General features: G+C 44.9%; 16 protein-coding genes. 3 read left to right on the forward strand and 13 right to left on the reverse strand.

Annotated features, from left to right (window positions below):
• Positions 1–256: 256 nt before the first annotated feature.
• Positions 257–1,117, reverse strand: a complete 861-nt coding sequence (locus FCL46_RS07225) for a DUF2156 domain-containing protein (RefSeq protein WP_136806961.1) — start codon at positions 1,115–1,117, stop codon at positions 257–259.
• A gap of 78 nt (positions 1,118–1,195) precedes the next feature.
• Positions 1,196–2,155, reverse strand: a complete 960-nt coding sequence (locus FCL46_RS07230) for a bile acid:sodium symporter (protein WP_136806962.1) — start codon at positions 2,153–2,155, stop codon at positions 1,196–1,198.
• Positions 2,156–2,478: 323 nt separating this feature from the next.
• On the opposite strand from FCL46_RS07230, the gene FCL46_RS07235 reads away from it, so the two are divergent.
• Positions 2,479–2,910, forward strand: coding sequence for a hypothetical protein (locus FCL46_RS07235; protein WP_136806963.1), 432 nt, complete (start codon positions 2,479–2,481; stop codon positions 2,908–2,910).
• A 102-nt stretch (positions 2,911–3,012) separates the two neighbouring features.
• Positions 3,013–4,029 (forward strand): hypothetical protein, encoded by a 1,017-nt coding sequence (locus FCL46_RS07240; RefSeq protein WP_136806964.1) that lies wholly within the window; start codon positions 3,013–3,015, stop codon positions 4,027–4,029.
• A 390-nt stretch (positions 4,030–4,419) separates the two neighbouring features.
• Here the strand turns inward: FCL46_RS07240 and FCL46_RS07245 are convergent, their stop codons facing one another.
• Complete coding sequence (locus tag FCL46_RS07245; RefSeq protein WP_167505847.1) at positions 4,420–5,679, reverse strand: nickel-dependent lactate racemase family protein; 1,260 nt, start codon at positions 5,677–5,679, stop codon at positions 4,420–4,422.
• A gap of 618 nt (positions 5,680–6,297) precedes the next feature.
• On the opposite strand from FCL46_RS07245, the gene FCL46_RS07250 reads away from it, so the two are divergent.
• Entirely contained in the window at positions 6,298–8,202 is a 1,905-nt protein-coding gene (locus tag FCL46_RS07250) for a sigma-54-dependent Fis family transcriptional regulator (protein WP_136806966.1), read from the forward strand.
• A gap of 211 nt (positions 8,203–8,413) precedes the next feature.
• On the opposite strand, the gene dctP (FCL46_RS07255) is transcribed toward FCL46_RS07250, so the two are convergent.
• The 10 genes from dctP (FCL46_RS07255) to FCL46_RS07300 form a co-directional block, all read right to left on the reverse strand.
• Entirely contained in the window at positions 8,414–9,418 is a 1,005-nt protein-coding gene (gene dctP / locus FCL46_RS07255; RefSeq protein ID WP_136806967.1) for a TRAP transporter substrate-binding protein DctP, read from the reverse strand.
• 73 nt (positions 9,419–9,491) lie between these two features.
• Positions 9,492–10,490, reverse strand: a complete 999-nt coding sequence (gene dctP, locus FCL46_RS07260; RefSeq protein ID WP_136806968.1) for a TRAP transporter substrate-binding protein DctP — start codon at positions 10,488–10,490, stop codon at positions 9,492–9,494.
• Positions 10,491–10,517: 27 nt separating this feature from the next.
• Positions 10,518–11,822: a TRAP transporter large permease gene (locus FCL46_RS07265; RefSeq protein WP_217909578.1), complete on the reverse strand. Its 1,305-nt coding sequence runs from the start codon at positions 11,820–11,822 to the stop codon at positions 10,518–10,520.
• Between the two features lies 1 nt (position 11,823).
• On the reverse strand, positions 11,824–12,333 hold the full coding sequence (locus FCL46_RS07270; RefSeq protein WP_136806969.1) for a TRAP transporter small permease: 510 nt from the start codon (positions 12,331–12,333) through the stop codon (positions 11,824–11,826).
• Positions 12,334–12,430: 97 nt separating this feature from the next.
• Positions 12,431–12,793, reverse strand: coding sequence for a RidA family protein (locus FCL46_RS07275; protein ID WP_136806970.1), 363 nt, complete (start codon positions 12,791–12,793; stop codon positions 12,431–12,433).
• Between the two features lie 9 nt (positions 12,794–12,802).
• A complete protein-coding gene (locus FCL46_RS07280; protein ID WP_136806971.1) occupies positions 12,803–14,242 on the reverse strand; it encodes an NAD(P)/FAD-dependent oxidoreductase in 1,440 nt (479 codons plus the stop codon).
• A complete protein-coding gene (locus FCL46_RS07285; RefSeq protein ID WP_136806972.1) occupies positions 14,239–14,529 on the reverse strand; it encodes a (2Fe-2S)-binding protein in 291 nt (96 codons plus the stop codon). The genes FCL46_RS07280 and FCL46_RS07285 overlap by 4 nt, the downstream gene beginning before the upstream one ends.
• Complete coding sequence (locus FCL46_RS07290; RefSeq protein ID WP_136806973.1) at positions 14,522–15,643, reverse strand: NAD(P)/FAD-dependent oxidoreductase; 1,122 nt, start codon at positions 15,641–15,643, stop codon at positions 14,522–14,524. The genes FCL46_RS07285 and FCL46_RS07290 overlap by 8 nt, the downstream gene beginning before the upstream one ends.
• A gap of 558 nt (positions 15,644–16,201) precedes the next feature.
• Positions 16,202–17,176 (reverse strand): phosphotransferase, encoded by a 975-nt coding sequence (locus tag FCL46_RS07295; protein ID WP_136806974.1) that lies wholly within the window; start codon positions 17,174–17,176, stop codon positions 16,202–16,204.
• Positions 17,177–17,938: 762 nt separating this feature from the next.
• Positions 17,939–20,926: a PAS domain S-box protein gene (locus FCL46_RS07300; protein ID WP_136806975.1), complete on the reverse strand. Its 2,988-nt coding sequence runs from the start codon at positions 20,924–20,926 to the stop codon at positions 17,939–17,941.
• Between the last annotated feature and the right edge of the window lie 384 nt (positions 20,927–21,310).

Consider the following 21,310-nt stretch of genomic DNA (forward strand, 5'->3'; position numbering starts at 1 on the left):
ACCCTTAAATCTCAGCTTAGAAATGTGAGGCGTAAATGACATTAACTATCGGCTCCATGACGATTAGGTATTTCAACTTTCGTTTTGTATGGACACACTATAGAGCCCGGAATTGATAGATACACTCTGATTCTTGCTGTGTAATTCGAAAAGTGTGTAATCCTCTTTAAAAGCGGGAAAAGATCAAGAGGTCATTAGGTTTGAAGACAAGATAGGTAAAGAGGAGACTGTGGTAGATGTTCGAAGTTTAGGCCTTTTACTCAAATGCCAGATACTTTTTCACATATGCCATAGGTTTGTAACTGTGCTTTGCCTGCCTGAGACCTTTGTCACCCAGATCCTGCTCGCGATTAATAGAGATATAGATATCGGGGAGTATTGCGGCAAATGTCTGATTAATAAATTGATAGAGCCCTTTGTAATCGATTAACGCCTTTTCGAAATGGATAACAAAGCTGGTTGAATTTGCCAGTTCTTCACCAAGGGAATAGGCGACGGGCTTGTCATCAACATAATAGATTCCGCCACACAGCTGTAATTCCCATGATTGTTCGAGCGCCTCCTTTGCAGAATCATAATCAGCGGATGAATTGTGTTGCTCTCGCCACTTATCAAGAATTTGCAGGGCTTCAGGGATGTGTTCATCAAGCAAAGGTTTGGCGGTATATTCATGACTGCTGATAAAGGCCTTAATCAGATTACGTTTTTTATGATATTTCCGTCCCTTTAGCTCTGCGAGATCTTTGCGATCGTACAGATAATCGAAATTGTCGCGGTCTTCTATTGTTCTAAATCCACGAGTCTCTAAGGCGATCTTTTGGGGATGGGTCACGCATTTCATATAACGATGATCATGAAACAATCTGGTCAGGTACTCTTTATCGGGCAAACCAAAGGGTAGCATGAAAAACGGTGTGCCCGAATCTTCTCCAAGAATTATAAGAAAATCCTCTACAAGGCGCGAAAGTCGGTAATTGTGCTTATCTCTGAAGAGGTAAAGGTTTGCAAAAGTGAATTCAGAGACGCCTTCAGGCAACTTTCGCAAACGCTCATGCAGATATTCTCTGAGGTCAAGAGTGAGGCTGCATGAGTCGGGGTAAAGGGGGATTTCATTCATAGGGTATTCCCGCGCTGATCCAGTAAAATACGTTTGAAATTGTATACGATGCTACGATTCGGGTCGAATATACACGTGCTACTTTTTTGTCTTAAGATACTGTACCAGAAACGCATCCATTGCCAAATGAGTGATGTGATGCAGCACACAAACAACCAGAGCCAGACCGTATTCCGGAAAGAGCGAGACCTGAAGGATGATGCTGAGCGGCAGAGTCTTTTGGCATCCCATTAGAATAACGCTTTCTCGACGACTTTTTCCGATTGTAGTGACCTCGGTTGCAGCAATGGCAATAAATAGCAGAATGAGGTGATATACAAAGGTGACGAGAATAACCGGAATTACTGAGCCAAGACTGGCAACAATAGCTTCACGTCCCTGGCACGAAGCCATCCAGACCACAAAGAGAATACTGGTCTGATTCAAGACTGATATGTACGGTAAAATCGGCTTTACCAGAGCTCCGGCTTTATTACGCAGAATAATTCCGGCAATGAGTGGTAATAGTACCCGTGTTGCGATCTTGATCATTATCGGCAATTGATCAATTTCGATAATTCTGTTGTCTCCTGTAAAACTTAATAAGAAGGCCAGCGTAAGCGGGATGGTGAGTACCGCCAGGGAGTTTGCAAGTATGGTGATGAGTAGTGCGTGGGCCATATTGCCGCCTGAAGAACCCGTCATAACAACACCGCTGCTGAGTGTTGTCGGCATGGCAGCAACCAGCAGTAAACCGATGAGTAGTTCACTCGATAGCGGCAGATAGCAAAAAAGTATGGCAACCAGTGGCGCCGAAACGAAAATAAGCAGAAGTGCTACAAACGTACCTGAATAGTCTGAAATTCCTGTTCTGATCTGGCGCGTATTAAGAGCGAGCCCTGATAAAAAGAAGATCACCATTATGACAATATCAGGCCCATGATGCCCTTTAAGCCATAAACCTGCAGAAACGGTGATGCCAGAGATGTCACCAACCGCAAGGGTTGCAACACCGATCAGGCCAAGCATAAACCAGTTTTTACGAAAGAATTGCGACACGGATACCTCAAATTTCTATAGGGCGATTACTTATCTCATTTCCAGTCATAGATCATTACTGCATGTAATCTATCGCATTAGACCACAAAATCGCTGTATTTACACATGCTGAGTTTCAGAGGTAATTAGAATAATTTTTGATTAGTCGGTAACAGAAGGGAAGGAGTGAGGAGTGAAAAGGCTAACATCAAAAAGTCGGGCAGGGTTCTTTTCCGGAAAATGGTGGCCAATTCTTTCTCTTGCTGGCATACTGTTCGCCTATTGTTGAGGTAATGCACGAAGTTTTCGGATAAATACCAAGCTAAGTAACGAGGGCTGACATTATGGCGCAAAGTGTGGAACAGGTTCTCCAGAAAATACGCTTCATAGAACAGGATATCGAGCTGCATAAAAGTATCCTGGTTTCAATTCCTAAAGATCAGGAAGGGGAGATGGAGAAGGTTATTGGGAAGATCAAGCAGATGAAAGACCGGGTTCAGGAACTTAAAGGCTCAATAGCTGAAATTGATCCAGAGGTGCACGCACACATTCTGCAGCTGGAAGAGGGCACAAGAAAATTTCAGGAGGTCATCAAATCGCGTGAGCTTCGTCAGGTAATTACTCTCGACCAGGCTGGTGAGTGCAGAGTTGACCTTGTGGATGGCAGACAGTTTGAGTGTCTGGTAAAAGCGATGGACGAAAAAGGTAACTGGACAGCCCTTACCCTTGATGGTGAAGTTCTTGAGTTTGGTGTTGAGGAAATTATGGAGCTGTAGGTGCCAGGTTTAAATAATGAAATTGAAGCGGCGTCGTATCTCTAAAAATGATACGACGCCGTTGTTGTTTATATGAAAAAGTAGTCCCTTTTGTTACCTGATATGTCATTTACCATTATTAGAATACTAACTGTTTTTCTTGCAACTGCCATTTTCACTCTTCAGTTCTGCAATGCTGCAGAAATTGACAGTGTCACCACGCGCAGGGTTCACCTGGATGACAGCCTTCAGGCCATCAACGCAATATTCAACCAGCGAATGATGGAGGGAATAGCAAAAGCCAATGGTAGAAGAGATGATTTCGAGGATTTGACATCGGAAGAATTCTGTGATGAAGACATTCTCTACGCGGAACTGAGAAAGGCAATTTACCAGTCATTTACTGCTTCTTGGGGTTTGAAGGGCTACAGTCTGGACAAACAGCTTCGGGAGTTGCTGGCTGACCGAAGTTATTCTTTGTCGCTGAATGACTCGATCTATCGTGATATCAGTTATGTAGAAGGTGTTTCTCTGAATATCAAGGAATTGAGCGATGTGGTAAGAATCAGTGGCCATCTCGTCGGACTCGATAAACTTGGCCATTTCTTTGCGGAAGGCTGGCAATATTTTGAGCTTACCCGCGAGGAAGGTAAAAATATTGAACAGGACCTGCAGTGGGGAAAAGAGCAGGAAGCTGGGAAATATGGGTATACCACAACAGGAATTTTTTCCTTTTCCGATCTTGTGGCAAATTTTAATGGTTTGCGATTTTGGAATAGGGTACTTGGGAAAAACAACGACCCATTGCAGGGTTTTGTGGCCAACCTATTTGATCGTCCATATGTGACCTGCGATATTCAAGTTGTTGCTTCGTTCAGGCATATGAAAATTGTGAAGGCTTGGGAGCGCAACAGGAAATTCGATCTATCTGTGTATCTGGACGGTGTGTGGGACGAAGGGAATAACTGTAACAGCTATGCCGACCCTTTGATCGAAGCAAAAGTGTCACAACGAATAGGGGAAGTCGATTCGCAATTCAATTGTCCATTTATTCCGGAGATCTGCCTGGAGGCCCGCGAAAAATACGGTAAGTATGCAAAGCAGCTACTCCACCCTTACTGCCTGGTTGTGCCTGAATAATAAGCCTGAGTAGGTGAAAAAATGCTGTGCAGGAATGGTCAGCAACAGCATTACCGTGAATATAGAAGTAAATCACACTCCTTTGAAGTTACTTTTTAGAGTAGGCGAGTGATTTGCAGATCAGCAATTGAAGAGACACCGGAAACATCTTCAATTACTCGTTGACTGATAGGCTTATTGTTTTTTGGAACAATGTTCACTTTCAGAATCAACGTACCCTGCAAGGACGCAGGGTACGTTTTTGGATCTTTACAGTTTATTCTGGTATGAACCAACGGGTTCGTTGAATCATAACTAGCCGAATATATTACAAGTGTATTACGGGAAGGACCCACTGAACATACCATACGATATGGCTTTTCATCTGGATAGTATTCTCTTGCCGGCCTATTATTGTTTTATCTTGCCGACCACATAGGGACCCTCGGGGATAACTGCCACGTTGGTATGGTCTTTTAGAAGTTCATCAATCGTTGTCTGGCAGTCTTCTATTTTAATCCCGCTGAACCTGCTGACATCATCCAGGCTCAGCCCTGGTGAATATATATAGATTTTTCCTGCATGCTCGAGTGCCTGATAGATATTCTGGGCACACCACTGGTCGATGACAAAATTTTCAGGGTCACTGTGCTGTACTTGGAAGTCGGTCGGAGTCGGGTTTGAACGCATTATGGTACAAAATTCCTCACTCCCCAGCCCCTCCTCACATCCACATAGAACAACGATAGTCCCACCCTCGGTAAGAATATCGTAGGCACTGATTAAGCACTTACTCACTTGATAGAATGTTGCGTCCAGCGGATATCCGCCTGCTGAGGTAATAACAAGATCGACTTTTTTCTCGATATTTTCGACGGCATGGGCTATCACCATTTCGCAACCGGCTTTGTGTGCCTCTTCATAATGTCCGGCGAACACACCAGCCAGTTCACGCTCTTTATTGATCACAACGTTCAAAATGAAGTCGACCCCGGCAAGCTCTGTAACCTCCATGGCATATTGATGAAATATATTATTCTCAAGTCGACAATTTGCCTCATGCAGCTGGTCAATGACCTTATATGAATGCATGAATTTCATGGTCTCAAAACTGGAGATACCCGGAAGAATGGACTTTCTGGAACCGGAAAATCCCGCATAAAAATGCGGCTCTATAAGACCCGTCAAAATCTTTAAATCGGCGTCAAGATAATGCGTGTTTACCTCAATCGGCGCACCCTCTATTCTGGCGATTTCCCGCAACTCCTCCTGCTTCTGGCAATAATGATTGACTATGCGATAATTCTCCATAATTTCTTTACCGACCATCCCTTCCAACTCATTACCGAGGTTAGGCCTGTGCATGCCAGTCGCAATGAGAATGGTGATATTCTCTCTTGCCATACCATTTTCTTCCAGCGTCTTTAATATGGGCGGCAGAATCAATGTGTTTGGCACAGGCCGGGTAACGTCTGAGATGACAATGCAGCAGTTCTTACGTCCCTTAGCCAGATCCGCAAGAGGTGGCGTACCGATGGGGTGGGCCAGCACCTGTTCTACTGCCTGACGCTTATTTGTTACAGGATTTGTAGTGTGGGTCTGCAGGAGCTGTACGGTATCTGGTAAATCCAGCGTAACGGTTTCTTTACCACATGGAAGCTCTATTTTCATTGAGGACCTCTTTGCTCTGGTTATACAGATATTCAGCATCTATGGTGAAGCGCGAGGTTTAGAGGGAGGTAGACATAAATTCACACGATATTGCTTTCACAATTTATTACTTACAGACAGGCAGGTGTCGCACCTATTTATTACGTGGGTGATTAACGTAGTACGCCTAACTCCTTGCGCTTCACTCTTGCAGTGCTCCTTGAATATCGAACGATTTAATGAACCCTTCTATATTGTTTAAACGATTTTTAACGAGATTATCAAGTATTGCCTTGTAGACATCAAATGACAGAAATAATGAAACCCCATATTCAGGCGACTTCATTAGCACAATAACCAGTGCGATTAGGTAATAACCTATTGATTTCCTATTGTATCGACAGATCTCATTATTCAAGACCTTACTTCTTTATTGTTGTGTCCTGATTAGCACCGTGGTGGAAGGTGGGTTGGTTCTATTAATATCTTGATATCCCGATGTAATATTACATTTGTGGAAGTGAAAAATATGGTAAAAAAAAACGTCCAATGTAAGCTGAAAACTGTTAGATTGCTAGTTGAGTATGAGGCTATAGAGTTGTACATCTGGACATAGCGAAAACTGCATTCTGGAGATTCATGGAAACAATAATACCTAAAGGCACCATTCCAACACCTGAACAGATGAAACAGGTGGTTGAGGATTCTCACAAGCGCTCTGAAGCATATGGTATTAACAGTGAGTTTCGAGATCTGGAATATAGTAAGCTGTCTCCTTCTGAGCTTGAAGCGAGAAGACGTAGAAATAAAGATGTTCTGGATGTTGTATTTGCAACGATTAAAGAATTTTATGATCTGATGTCTCCGGACGATTTCCTTGTGGGGTTTGCCGATAACGAAGGGTATATACTTCATCTTGCCGGTAGCGATGAACCCAAATTGCGATCAGCAGCCCGCCAATTTGCTCCTGGTTACCGCTGGACAGAAAAAGATGTCGGCACTACAGCAACAAGCCTGTGCCTCCGCCTGCAGGTTTCGATTCAACTGCACAGTACAGACCATTTCTGCAAGCGAGCTCAGGCCCTCATCAGTTCGGCCGCACCGATTTTTGGTCACAAGGGTGTTTTGCGGGGAGTTCTGGTTGTATTTGGAGATCAGAGCCTGGTTCATCCCCACACCCTTATCATGATAACCTCTGCTGCCCGTTCTATTGAACGACACTTGAGACTGTTGCGGCGCAATAAAGAGATGTCTCTCTATATCGGTTTCCTCAATAGTGTCATCGAATCTTCAGGAACAGGTCTTCTAACACTTGATAAGGACCTGCGTATCAGGAAGATTAATCGTCAGGGTAAAGAAATCCTTCAATCCGATGAGCTCGAAGGAAAACCCATCTCCACCCTCGGCGATCTTGATCTCGACCTGAAAAGCATTCAAAAGCACCCGCATCGCTGGAAAAACAGAGAATGTCATATACAGGATGAGAACAGAGATATTCATTTCTTTTATTCAGCTCAACCTGTCATATCAGGCGAAAAAAAACTTCTCGGAGCTGTTCTCGATTTTGCGGAGTTTAGCAATATCCGAAAACTCTACAATAGAATTTCAGGTTCAAAACCTTTCTTTACTTTTGATTCTCTGATAGGTACATCACCGCTCTTTCTTGAGGCAGTTGAACTCGCTAAACGTGCATCCCTATCAAACTCGACAATACTGCTTCTAGGGGAAACAGGGACAGGAAAGGAATTGTTTGCCCAGGCGATCCACAATGGAGGGCAGCGAACAGATAAACCGTTTGTACCGATCAATTGTGGTGCAATTCCAGGGGAATTGCTCGAGAGTGAATTGTTTGGATATGTTGAAGGAGCCTTTACAGGAGCTCTTAAAGGTGGCCGGCTCGGCAAGTTTGCACTCGCAACGGGTGGAACCATTCTGCTTGATGAAATAGGGGACATGCCCCATGATATGCAGGTTAAGCTGCTCCGTGTTTTACAGACAGGTGAAGTGCAGCCTATTGGTGCTCGCAAGGTGGTGCAGACGGATGCCAGAATTATTGCCTCAACCCATGTGGATTTATCTCAAGCAGTAGGGCAGAATAAGTTCAGGCAGGACCTCTATTATCGCCTCAATATCCTGCAAATCCGAATTCCATCTTTGCGGGAAAGAGGAGCTGAAGATATCATGACTCTTGCGAATTATTTTCTAAAAAAGAACGACCCACAGTGCAGCTTCACTCCAGATGGATGTGACGCACTTGTTTCATATAGCTGGCCAGGCAATGTTCGTGAGCTCGAAAACACTATCCAGCGGGCACTTCACGTCAGCGATAGCAAAAAAATTACTGGTAAAGGTCTTGGAATTACAGAATCGACCTCTAGTGAAAAGATTGCATACCCCGGAACACTACAGGAAATGGAACAGAAAATGATTTCAGCCATATTGACTGAAACACAATCGAATATGGCTGAAACCGCAAGGAGGTTGGGGATTTCACGGGCAACGCTTTATCGTAAGGTTAAGCAGTATGGGCTGGAGAAAAACTAGGAGGCTGTCCGACAATGGCCTTTTCGGAGTCTACGCTTACCGACCCATATCTTCGTTAAACTCGAAAAATTATCCTCCGGTAAGCGAGGAACGAGACTCCGAGATATTAACTATATGCCTCCGGTAATTTTGCGAGTTTGCCTTGATCTGAGCGAAAATCCCTATTGTCGGACAGTCTCCTGGGGGCAATACTATTTGCAATAACGGATGGTTACTGGAGTTTTTTGACGCCGGATATTATCTGACCAAACGACTCGCCGATATCTTTTTCCAGTAGCGGCCAAACATTTTTTTGAACTTTCATTCTCATGGCTTTGAGTTCTTCGTCGCTGAGCTCAATTATTTGCGTTCCCTGCTTTTTAAGCTGCTCAATGCTTTCTTTTTCCTGAGCTGGTGCAACGCGATAACGACGTTGCTCAATTTCACTAGCTGTCGTGACGAAAAGTTCCTGTTCCCGCGCTGAAAGTCTGTTCCATTCATCTAGATTCATGTATATGAACCAGTGTTCAAAATGGTCTTTTACAGGAATATAGTATTTAACCAGGTCTTTCAGCCCGCTGTATCCTTCAGCTCCACCTCCGATCATACCGGCAACCATCCCTGTCTTCAGCCCCATTTTTGCATAGGTCCAGGTAATCGGATAGGGTGTGTAGCCGAGTTGTCTGGCGGATAACTCAAAACTCTTGATAGGCGGAACACGAAGTATCATGTGCTTAGATACATCAGGGTTTCCGGGTTGAGGCGGCTTTTCTGTAAGGGCAATACCTCCAAAATAGACCGGCCATCCACCAAGTAATTTTATATTCTGTTCTTTAAGAAATCCGGCAAGGGTGTTGAAGAGTTCACTGCCCTGGGTGTAAATCTGTTGCGCCTCAGCCCAACTGTTAACGAGATACGGTGTTGTTGCCAGTATCAATCGTTTGTCTATAGATGTGGAGAGCGGTCCGACATAGAGTTGCACTTCACCAAAAGATACACGCTCCTGAACTACAGAATAATCTCCCAACCTGTTTCCTGTATACACATCAAATGAAAACGTGTTGCCGGTTTTCATTTTTACCTGCTCCATAAACTGGTGCAGATCCTTGTCTATGGCAGAACCGGATTGGCGTAAATGTCCAACTTTCCAGCTTCTTAATGTGTCAGCGTGCAACGTGTCGCTGTAGAAAATAGTAAGAAACACACCAAGAAGCAGGACGATAGTACCCTTATTCATTTGGGGCTCCTGTTGGTTGACTACGTCTTCGCTGCTAGACAAAAGACTGGCAGCGAAGACGAGCTTTTATACCTTATTCAACGATACCGTTAAGAACGGTCTGACCCCATTCCTTACCCACATCATCAAGAATCTGTGGCCAGACAACGGACTGAATTTTTTTAGCGGTTGCCGCGATTTCGTCGCCGCTGATTGTTAAGATTTCAGCACCGTAATCAGCAAGGCGTTTTTCATTTGCTGCCTGATCAGCTTCTGCAACATTCCAGCGACGATCTTCGAACTGGGTCGCAACATTTTGCAGTTGTTTTTGTTCTTCAGCAGAAAGTTTGTCGAATTGTTTCTTGCTGATTATGAGGTACCATGCCTCGAAATGCGTGTTGGATGGAAGGTAATATTTGGTTACATCCCTGAAGGAAGAATAGTATCCTTCTGCGCCGGAACCGATGACACCATCGACAACGCCGGTCTGTACCGCCGTGAAAGCATCAGAAAATGGAATTGGAGTTCCAAGATAACCGGTGGTATCAGCAAGAAGCTGGAAGGTCTTCATTGGTGGAACCCGCAGCTTAACACCCTTGGCAACTTCTGGGTCACCATATCCTTTCACTTCAGTATTAAAGGCAATTCCACCAAAGTATACCGGCCATACAGCCAGGAGATGAATGTCCTGTTTTGCATAAAGATCTCCAACTACTTTACGAAGAGGTGCTCCTGCAGAATAGTTCTTTTTTGCCTGAACCCAGTCTTTCACCATATAGGGGAAATAGACGAGCTGGAATTTTTTATCCGCAGCAGATGATGGTGGCTGACATGCCATATCGACAGCTCCGAGACCAACCCGCTCCTGAACGATTGTGTAATCGCCGAGCGCACTGGCAGGATAGATCTTCGTTTTCATTTTCCCGCCTGAGGCTTCTTTCAAGGTGTCTGAAAACCAGCGAAGATCAGTATCGATAGCTGTCCCCTGAGGTCTGACATGAGAAATTTTCATTGTTTTGGCCTGAACGCTTCCTGCCATAACGGCAACGCTGGCAACCAGAACGATCATACTGACCATAAAACGCTTTGTCATTTCATACTCCTGATAAGGTGTTGGTGATTAATAACCGAAGAGTCTCGGGAAAAACAGAGACAAATCAGGCCAAAGAGACGTTAAAAAGACAACCGGTACATATCCGCAAACGATGAGAATCATCGCAGGCTTAATTACTTCTGAAAATTCAACTTTACCAATTCGAATACCGAGATAGAGAATAGATGCGTATGGAGGGGTAACACCACCCATCGCTGTGTTCACGCCCATTATTGCTGCGAACTGGATTGGTGAAACGCCTATAGCTTCCATCAATGGGAGTAAAAGTGGAGCGATGAGAATGATCGCTGTAATATCGTTGACGATCATACCGACGAAAAACAGCAGGAAATTGATTAGGATGAGCAATAAGACCTTATTTTCCGTGATCGTAAAGATTCCTTCGACCAGGGCCTGGGGAACGTCTTCCATAACGAATATCTGGCTGAGCATCAGGCTGAAGATGATCATAACCATGATGGCCCCGACTGCAGTGGCAGAACTTTTTGCCGCTTTAAGGAATGTCTCCCAGCTCAAGCCTTTATAGATCAGGAAACCAACAGGAATCGCATAGATAACGGCAACAGCTGCGGCTTCTGTGGGGGTCATGATCCCGCCATAAATGCCGCCGAGAATGATAATCGGCATAATAAGAGCTGGAATTGCCCTTCTGGTACAGCTAATTCCTTCTTTAATAATTTCCTGTTTTGTCGACGGGGGATCAAGTTTTAGCGGGAACTTTCTCGCCATTACGAGATTAACTACCGAAAAGAGAAAGGTGATAAGCAGACCCGGCCCGAGAGTGGCTAGAAAACAGGCAAGAATTGAGGTGTCGGTAACCCAGCCATAAATAATCATGGTAACACTGGGTGGGATGAGCAACCCAAGTACAGAAGAGTTTGCCACAAGCGCTGTTGCGTATCCGCGTGGATATCCTTTCTCCGCCATTTCCGGGATCAGTAGTGGACCGGTGGCAGCGACGCCTGTGAGGCCGCTTCCTGATATTGCTCCGATGATTGCACAGCTTACAGATGCAACAACTCCAAGCCCGCCGCGTATTCGTCCGACAAATACATTGACAAAGTTCAATAGGCTTGCGGCAATACCGCTTTCGCTCATAATAGTACCGGCAAAGACAAATAGCGGAATACAGAGCAGTACAGGATTAGCAAGCTGGGAATAGCCCCATACCATGGTACCTTCCATTGCTGCGTCGCCTAAGAAATACATGGCTATCAGTGCCCCGCCAAAACAGAATGGCAGCGGAACACCAAAACTGAGCATAAGAACGAGAACACCCAATGCCAAAAGAGAAACAGTTACAATTTCCATTCTAGAGCTCCTTTGTAGGCTGGAGAAGTGGTTCTGCAGACTGCAGAGGTGCGTATGAGATTAATCGTCTGGCATTTTTGAGAAGATAGTATCCACTGTAAACGGTCATGAGTGTAAGTCCTATGAACAGTGAACACTCAGCCCAGAAGGTTGGGATGTACAGCGTGGGACTTTCTTTCCACACTCGCTTTGCATATTTGAAATAATCCCATGCCCAGTAGGTGAGCCAGCAGGAAACTGTCACAGACATAACGTCTGCGATAACACGAACGATCAGGCGTGATTTTTCAGTCTTCAAAAAGACATCAAGAACATTTGCTTTGATTTGCGTATCTTCTCTGGCAGCATTGACACTTCCAAGGATATAGAGCCATAGGGTTGGATAGATCAGCAGTTCATCAAGCCCCATGACAGGAAGTTCAAAAACATACCGCATAAGGACCTGGTAAAATTCCATTAGTGCAACGATGCTGATAAGCAGGGGCAGTACATATTTAAAGAATCTCTCCATGTTCTTCTCCGTTGAGCCATATTATTTCTTTTGATACAGCAAACCCTGGTTCTCAAAAGAAGGTTTCTATCGTCAAAATGTGTTCTCACTCATGCTATTATTGTCTCACCGCTGCAATCACTGTAATTTCAACCAGCAGATCAGGCCGCGCCATTCGCGCCTCTACACAGGCTCGCGCCGGAGCGTGTCCTTCAGGAACCCAGCTGTCCCAAACCGCGTTCATCTCTGCAAAATCTTTCATGTCCCGGACGTAAATGGTCGCGGAAAGAATCAACTCCCGTCCGCTTCCAGCCTGCTCAAGCAGGGAGTCAACCCTGGAAAGCATAGTTTCGGTCTGTTCTGTCATGGAAATAGGGCCATCCAGATCGGCCCCGACCTGACCGCACAGGTAAACGGTGTTATTGTGAATTACAATTTTGCTCATCCGTTCAGATGTTTCCATTCGAGTTATCGTGTTCATAGCTGACTCCTAATGTCCTACTTTTTTACTTTGATTTTTAAACAGGTTAGCCGGATCAACGCCTCCTGACTCTATCGGCATGGCTGCAACTTCTTCAAGAGGTATCGGCTTGAGCGGTGGACGAATGGTGAGCAAACCAGCGGCAGGCATTGAACTGTCTCGTTCTGCAGCAACGATCTCTCCCAGAGCCGGTCCGCACATTCTCCCCTGACAAGGTCCCATACCACATCGTGTTATGGTTTTCACCTCATTCAGATCGGTTACTCCTTCGCTCACGACATTGCGCACATCGCCGACTGTGATATTTTCACATCTGCAGAGAACAGTGGTGTCCTCAAAGGCAAACCGATTAGGATCCGGTGCGAAAAACGCATCGATAAGTGGTCGTGGGTAGCCGTCGTGTTGCAGCTCTTTCAAAAAAGGTTTTGCGAGGCAGTCCCGCTCATATTGTGGAATAATACCGTGACAATGTGCTACCTCTAAGGCGGCAAGTTCCCCTTTATATTCAGCAGCCAGAGCCCCGGAAACCCCGGTAGCGTCTCCAGCGGCGAAGATCTGTTCAAAATTCGTGCGCCCCCACTCGTCGGTAGACGGATACCAGTAGCGCTGATTTTTATCCCACTCCATATGACAGCCGACAAGTCGGTATATATGGCTATCCGGAATCACTCCAAAATGAACCAGGAGCATATCGGTGATAAAGCTGAGTTTTTTCCCACCATAATCAGCCTCTACACTGGTAACTGTGGTTTCACCGAGTGCCTTCAGGTTGGTGACGCCCTTATAATGTGGTACCCCGGATTTTCTGATGTCCAGGAGCATTTTCACTCCTTTCAAAAGAAATTTAGTACCGAGAATCGCCTTGGGGACATGGGGAAGAATCGTTGGAGAAGGTATCTTCGGAGTTGTTTCAAGGATTGCAGCAACCTTAACACCTTTTTCAATCAACAGGGCGGCTTCGAGTAATAAGAGAGGCCCACTGCCTGCGAGAACCACAGTACCTGAAGGACACAGATCAGCTTCTTTCGCGAGGCCGTTTACAGCCCCAGCACCCATTACTCCAGGTAAGGTCCAGCCCGGGATAGGAACCGGACGTTCCATTGCACCGGTTGCAACAATCACATAATTTGCAGTTATGCGTTCAGACACACCGTTCCGGGAATAACAAACCCGGCCTTCCCGCTCCACATTCCATACAGAAGCATTGCCAAGATATTCAGCTCCGCTTTTCCTGAACCGCGTGGCAAGATCTTGACCACGCCGGTATTCCTCTCCCATTTTCACAAGATTGGTAACGGATGCATTTTCAACATTGCGATATATCTGGCCGCCTATTCGGTTCTGCTCATCAAGGGTCAATACTTTCAAACCCATTTCGGCCAGGTTGGAACTTGCAGCAAGGCCGGCTGGACCGGCACCGATAACAATCGCATCGTAATGGTTGCTCATGATAGCCCTCCCTCTTCTCCTAGATTACGATTGATGACCATTCCTTCAGTGACAGTGGTCATGCAGGCTTGACGCTGGACGCCATCAATTTCCATCAGACACTCAAAACATACGCCCATCAGACAATGTGGAGAGCACGGCTTTTTTGAGGTGGGGGATATCTTCGATACTATTTTGCCAATAGCAAGCAAGGCGGCAGCCAAATTCATTTCAGCAGGAACTGTAGTGGGCTGACCGTCCAGAATTACTTCAATTGAAGTTGTTGTAGATGAGTCGTGTTTAAACATTGAACCGTCCATTACTGAAGTGTGAAATTTGGGGGGCCTCTTCTTTTTCCAGTATCCAGGAAGCGATCTGCTTGGTTAGAACAGGAGCCAGTGTCACTGCAGAATGCCCGGCAATAGAATAGATGTTCTTGTGCTCAGCAAGCCTCTCATAGATAGGCCCGCCATCGGGTGTCATCACTCTGATGGCCCCCCAGGCCCTTACCCAGTTGATTTTTGCAAGCTCGGGAAAAAGTTTGATAGCATTGCTTGCCTGGCTCTTCATCGCCTCAATGGTCACCTGGGTATCATGGGCCGTATCTTCTGTTGATAAGCCAATCATAAAGGTTCCATCCATGGTTTGACGTACAGCAAGTATTGGGAAGCGAAGAACCCGCTTCACTCGCTCAGTCACAATAAGCTGTCCGCGTTGAGGGTAGATGTTAAGCTTAGATCCAAGATGGCCCAATAATCGTGAAGAACCATGACCTGCAGCAATCACCAGCTTATTACACTGATAATTTCCCTTAGCGGTTTTCACGGTAATTGTGCCGTCACCATTCGGCTCGATAGCTGATACACTGAGTCCGCCGAAGTAGGTGCCTCCCTTATTCTGGAAGGCGCCACGCAGAGCAGCCAGAAGTGTAAGAGGGTTCACATGCCCCTGCTCAGGGCTATACATTGCGCCGGTGACCTCATCCCCAAGTTTCATATCAGGAATCATTGATGCAAACTCTTCTCGATCCACCATCCTTGCAGGGTAGTCGAGGCCATCGTCACTACACACTTTTTTCAGGTTAGCAACGGACTCCGCATATGCCTGAAACTGTTCGTCACCAATTGCATGCAGAGCGCCGCCATTCCACTCGAGTTCTACATCGTAGCCGCTTTCCTCTTTGAGTTTTGCAGCATACTCAGGCCACATTGTAGTCGCCATGCGACTCCATCTGGCATAAACAGGGTTATTTGCTCCTTTACACATAAACCAGGTTAGACCAAAATTGCCGCGCGAGAGTCTCTGGGTTGGAAGCTGTTCATCGAACATTACAACTTTTCCAGCCCCCTCACGGATGATACCAAGTGCTGTTGAGGCACCCATTATCCCACCGCCAATAACGATTATGTCAGCTTTATTCACTGTTTATCTCCGTTTAGATCAAGCAACTCTTCTTCTGAAGAGTACTCAGTCGATTATATTATTGTAGATGTGGTAAGCTATAATCGTGCCAGTATGACATTCCTTTATGCGTTTGATGTCGCACCCAGAATAATGAAAAATATATTTTGTATAAGTATTAGATAATATTGAAAAATTGTTGTGGAGTTTGACTGGGAAGGGGATGGGACTTATAGTGGGAAAGTGTTTCAGGATTATTAATTTGTAATAATCTGAGATGATTGGTGTGTCTCATTATGATACATATTTATGGTCTACTCACTGTACCACCTCTAAAAGCGGAGTTCCAGGGCGATGTGTTTCATATTGAGACATGTTTCGTTGTGAGAATTTCCGATCAAAACACGTGCGTATCTGATGGATAAAGTGGCAGGGTAAGGTTTAAAGAAGAGTTTTTTCTTAAGGGGATATCGAGCACCTCAGTAATAGATAAATCCAACAGCAGACCTGATTCATCCATTATCAGGTAATGTATACATTCCTGAAGGTAAGGTTTTTTATAAAAATACAGTTGCCTGTTTAGCTCAGTTGTCGAATTACACCCCGCGCAATTCTTTCGCTGTATGTATTCAATTTCCAGTGGCCAGGGCTCCAGCCTTTAAGGAAACGGTGAAAATCAGTCCAGGCATAAGGGTAAAGTTTACGCCACTCCATCTCTACCGCCTCGAAGTCGATTTGCGGCTTGCACACGGCCAGTGCTTTCTGCAGGGTAGTGAAGTAGGTATTCAGCAACCAGCTTTCAAGGCGCTCGCAATCATCATCTCCAAGACAGCTGCCGATGAAATAGGCTAAATCCTTCATGCCGCATCCACCGCCAACATATTGGAAATCCACAGCAGCCACGTTGTTGCCATCATGAGAAAAACAAAAATTTGCAAGCTTGGCGTCTCCGTGTACAAGGGTGCGATACCGACAATCTCGCAATAGCCTATCGATCCTGTAAGCAGCATGTTTAAGTGCCGGATCATTCAGCGCCTCCAACTCGTCCGGTCGGGTTTCCAGATGCCAGTAGGTGCCTTGAGGCCACAACCCTTCTGGGTCGGATCCCATAAACGTTGCGTGGAACCAGGCAAGCCAGTTGAGACAGGCGGTAATCTCCCTTTCGCTGACGACTTCACGACGATTAGGGAAACCTTCAGAATCCAAGTCTTCCAGCACTATCAGAGTCTCGGAGTCACGCTGTTCTATAGCCAGGCAATGTGGAACACGGCATTCTTTAGAACAATGATGAGCCCAGTTGTTGTACCATGCTGTTTCCACTTTATACGACCGTAGCTTACGCTGATGGCCAAGGTCAGTATTCCATCCCCGTGGGTGGTTCCCCCCATCGGTAAGTCTCACATGTTTCACAACAACAGTGGAAATGGTACTCCCGATTAATCGATAGCGCAGGATCACACCGTAACCGCTCCATAACTCCTGAATTCTTTCTACCAGTTCCAGATCTGTGGCGCCTGTTGCCTTGATGACACAATTGAAAATATCGTTTTGCATAGATAAAAAAAGAAAATCACTATGGGATTACGAGTTAAATGATGATTAATATCATCGTAAACGACTACGTGGTGGTAAATTACAAAAAAACAGATCAGCTCTTTCCATCGTTTCTGCTCCTCTCTACCAATTTTAAAATCAATAAGCACTATTTTCGATCAAATGGTGACTTTCACTGACTTGTCTTTTTTTTAAGCGTTGCTGACCTTCATTTTTTCCCTGTCCACTAATAAAACTGGAATAGACCACGATTAAATGCGGATTAATGATTTAAAAAGATATTTTCTGAACATTAATCATTCCACGATGTTCAGGAAATACGTAACAAAGGTTGAACCTGGACATCCGGGAGGGGTTGGATTTCGTACGCACGAAATTTCTCACCTGAGACACCCGAAGATCCTCCACAAAACGAGTAGGGATTTCACCCGGTAGGTTGCCCGGGAGAGATGAATCAGAACAATGGCTAATGTTAGCGCATATTTGTGATTAAATGTTCGTGGCACCCTGATGTGGGCGCGGAATTTGGCATTGATAACTACTGAACTGTGGGTAGTGTGGTTCAGAGAGTGAAAAGACGTATTGAAAGAGACCGAAATTTGCTAAAAGAACTGAGAATTATAGAGGAAAATTAGCTCAAAGTCAAAAGCGGACTTGACCCCTTGCCTTACGGAATAGGGCCAAGCGATGGTTCATATAACACGATTGCTATTGGCAATACCAACCTGTCGACACCGTTAAATCCCATTTAGAAACTGATGCTTAATTATACTTCTGTTCCAAAGCCTCACGAACTTTGAAGGCAAGATCTTCCATGGAGAATGGTTTTTGAAGGAAACACACATTTTCATCCAAAACTCCATGATGAGCAATGATATCGGCAGTGTAGCCTGAACAGTACAAACATTTCATGTCTGGTTTGATTTCGCGAATTAATTTTTCTAGTTCCCGGCCGTTCATCTCCGGCATGATCACGTCGGTGATTAACAACCGGAGTTTGGCTGTATGCTTTTTCGCAAGTTTGACCGCCTCTCCTGGCGTACCAGCAATCAAGACAACATAGCCCAACTCACTTAACAAGGTCTGAGCCACTTCCCGTATCGCTGCTTCATCCTCTACCAGTAGCACTACCTCCCCTTGGCCTTTGGGTGCTTCTTTCACTATACCAATTGGTTCGGAAATGCCTTCTCCACTGAATCGAGGCAGGTATATTCTGAAGGTCGTTCCTTTATCGAGTTCACTGTATACGTTGATAAAACCATTGTTTTGTTTCACAACACCGTAGACGGTTGCCATCCCAAGTCCCGTACCTTTGCCAATCTCCTTGGTAGTGAAAAAAGGTTCGAATATGTGCTCTTGAGTCTCCTTGTTCATACCGCTGCCATTATCACTTACCGCAAGCATCACATAATCACCCGGGATGAAATCACTGTTAACTCCGCAAGAAGAATGGTCAAGAGTGATATTTTTCGTCTCGATGCTAATCTTTCCAACACCAGTGATTGCATCCCTGGCATTGACACAAAGATTTACCAGAAGCTGGTCAACCTGTGATGGATCCATTTTTATTTGCCAAAGATTTGATCCTGGCAACCATGAAAGATCAATGTCCTCTCCGATTACTCGGTGTAACATTTTGAGTATAGATGTAGACATCTCGTTTACATCCAGTATTTTGGGAGCAATGGTCTGTTTGCGGGCAAAAGTGAGGAGTTGCTTGACGAGGTCAGCAGAACGGAGAGCGGCTTCCTGTATCCCCTTGAGATGGGAATGAACTGACTCCGATGGGGAACAGCTTATCATTGCAATTTGTGCATGGCCAAGAATTGCTGTGAGCATATTGTTGAAATCGTGGGCCACTCCGCCTGCCAGTTGACCAACCGATTCCATCTTCCTGGCCTGATGCAGTTGAGCGGTGAGCTCAGTTTTTTCCTGCTCCGCATTTTTAAGATCGCTGATGTCTCTAAATTCCCCTACTCGAACAGTGCGTCCCTTGTACGGAATAAGCTTACTTTGAAGGTAGAGTGGATATGTAGTTCCGTCTTTACGGATCCCTTGAACTTCATAAGGTTCCTCAGCTTCGGATAGCATCTTCCGAGTAACTTCTTCTAGCGATTCCGGGGCTATAAGTCTAAGGCCATTCGTGCCGATCAGTTCATCAAATGTATATCCGGTTATATCGGAGAGCCCCTGATTGCAATCGAGAATGGTGCCTTTTTCATGAATCACAATGCCACCAAAAGATGCATTATGGAGCGTTCGGAACCTTTCCTCACTATCTCGTAAAACCTGCTCCATCCGCTTTCGGTCGGTAATATCTTGCACAAAGGCAATGGAATACTGGTGTGAATCATATTCTAACAAATTTATTGTCACCTCAACGGGCACGAGGCTGCCATTTTTGTGTAAATGTAAAGTTTCAAATTTATCCGAGGTAATGGCCGATAATTTGTCCCAAAGTATGCTCCAATTGTCACTAGTCAATTCTGAATCAATATCAATAATATATTTGTTTTTGAGTTCCTCTGTATTGTAACCAAGAATTGCAGCTGCTTTTTTGTTGACATCTAAAATTTTTGAATCTGCTCCGATCCTGTATATCCCTATAGAACCTTTATCAAAAATATTTTTATTAATAAGTAAAGCTTTCTCAATAAGCTTATTAAACCACCTTGCCATTTCACCAACTTCGTCCCGAGTCGTAACAGGCAATCGTTTAGTGGGATTACCATCACCTTCTGCAATGTCCCTTAACCTCTCCACTGCCTGGTTAATTGGTTCTGTTATGGTGCGAGAGAAAAAATAGATAATTGACCCGACACAGGCCAAAGCAAGAAATGTAATAAGAAGAAAACTGTTTCGAATGGCTACTGCAGAAGCAAAGAGTTCATTGCGGTTCTGGGTCAGGACCACACCCCACCCTTTCAGCGAAACAGGTGCAAATCCGGCAAATTTGTCTGTACCTTTAAATGTATAAGGTGCGCTACCCGCTTTGCCTGCGAGCATATCTGTCGTTATACTCTTCATACCTTTTTCTTCTGCCAGGTTGAGAGTCAAAAGATAATCCTGGTTGGGATGAGCAATCAGCACCCCTCTCTCATTCACCATGAGCGCGTAACCGGTTTTACCAATTTTCACCCGGTTTACAATATCCGTAAGAGCTGAGGCGTTCAACACCATTCCGAAGATGCCGAGGAAGGTGCCATCATCAGAAAAAACAGGTGCACAAGTCACAACAACCAACTGCCCTGTAGATTTTGATTTCACCATATCACCAACAACGGGTTTTCCTATGCGCTTAGCCTCCTGGAAATATCCCCTGGCTGAAACATTGGAGCCCTTATATTCAGAACCGTCAGACCGTTCACCCGTATACAGCTCACCGGTAGCATCAGTCACAAAGACACCATGATACTCCTTACCCAGATGAGCATACAGCTTTTTCATTGCCTGTCGAAGCCTCAGTACGCTCTCTTCGGCGCTCTCAGTTCCCGACTCGTTTACCTTTTGAGAAACCTCTCTTACCTGCGAATCGGAAGCATAGGCGAGAGCTATATTTTTGTCTTTACTTAGATTGGTATTAACTAGATTTGCAATGGCGATTGCACCATTCTGCATCAACACCATGGCCTGTCTCTGGAGTGCATCCGAAGATTTTTTGGTGGTTATCAGGCCAACAATGAGAAGAGGAAGAAGAACAGTCAGACAACCACCGACTAGAAGCCGAAAATTGATAGAATATATATTCATAATACACCAGGAAATATCGATAAATATGGTGTTACGAGCACAAATCGCGCACGATGGTCACTGGAAATTCGGTTATCTATTTTTGGTGGAAACACGAAAAATCACTTTTGATGAGTGTCTGTAGAAGCTATGGAACTAATGACTTATTTGATCGTTTTTATACAATATAAGTATCGAACCACTGCGTGGTGCTGAAAAAATGTTAGGTTGCTTATCCTGAGTGGAAATAATAGCTTCTGCTGTTTCTTCAAGCCCTGGACTCTTTAATAGTACATGTACTGATAGAGGTCAGTCAATTAAATGGGGTCAGAGAAAAATTAAACAGAAGGCAGAGAATTTTAATTTCGTTATCCGAGATATTTCCTGAGAATCAACTTTTCACAA

Origin of the sequence: Desulfosediminicola flagellatus (assembly GCF_005116655.2) — a bacterium.
Classification (GTDB): domain Bacteria; phylum Desulfobacterota; class Desulfobulbia; order Desulfobulbales; family Desulfocapsaceae; genus Desulfopila; species Desulfopila flagellata.

Bases quoted from the DNA above. Each gene is read 5' to 3' on its own strand.
- FCL46_RS07300 (WP_136806975.1), bottom strand. From the start codon at position 20,926: ATGAATATATATTCTATCAATTTTCGGCTTCTAGTCGGTGGTTGTCTG.
- FCL46_RS07245 (WP_167505847.1), bottom strand. From the start codon at position 5,679: ATGAAAATAGAGCTTCCATGTGGTAAAGAAACCGTTACGCTGGATTTA.
- FCL46_RS07270 (WP_136806969.1), bottom strand. From the start codon at position 12,333: ATGGAGAGATTCTTTAAATATGTACTGCCCCTGCTTATCAGCATCGTT.
- FCL46_RS07280 (WP_136806971.1), bottom strand. From the start codon at position 14,242: ATGAGCAACCATTACGATGCGATTGTTATCGGTGCCGGTCCAGCCGGC.
- FCL46_RS07240 (WP_136806964.1), top strand. From the start codon at position 3,013: ATGTCATTTACCATTATTAGAATACTAACTGTTTTTCTTGCAACTGCC.
- FCL46_RS07285 (WP_136806972.1), bottom strand. From the start codon at position 14,529: ATGTTTAAACACGACTCATCTACAACAACTTCAATTGAAGTAATTCTG.
- FCL46_RS07275 (WP_136806970.1), bottom strand. From the start codon at position 12,793: ATGAACACGATAACTCGAATGGAAACATCTGAACGGATGAGCAAAATT.
- FCL46_RS07250 (WP_136806966.1), top strand. From the start codon at position 6,298: ATGGAAACAATAATACCTAAAGGCACCATTCCAACACCTGAACAGATG.
- FCL46_RS07265 (WP_217909578.1), bottom strand. From the start codon at position 11,822: ATGGAAATTGTAACTGTTTCTCTTTTGGCATTGGGTGTTCTCGTTCTT.
- FCL46_RS07225 (WP_136806961.1), bottom strand. From the start codon at position 1,117: ATGAATGAAATCCCCCTTTACCCCGACTCATGCAGCCTCACTCTTGAC.
- dctP (WP_136806968.1), bottom strand. From the start codon at position 10,490: ATGACAAAGCGTTTTATGGTCAGTATGATCGTTCTGGTTGCCAGCGTT.
- FCL46_RS07235 (WP_136806963.1), top strand. From the start codon at position 2,479: ATGGCGCAAAGTGTGGAACAGGTTCTCCAGAAAATACGCTTCATAGAA.
- dctP (WP_136806967.1), bottom strand. From the start codon at position 9,418: ATGAATAAGGGTACTATCGTCCTGCTTCTTGGTGTGTTTCTTACTATT.
- FCL46_RS07295 (WP_136806974.1), bottom strand. From the start codon at position 17,176: ATGCAAAACGATATTTTCAATTGTGTCATCAAGGCAACAGGCGCCACA.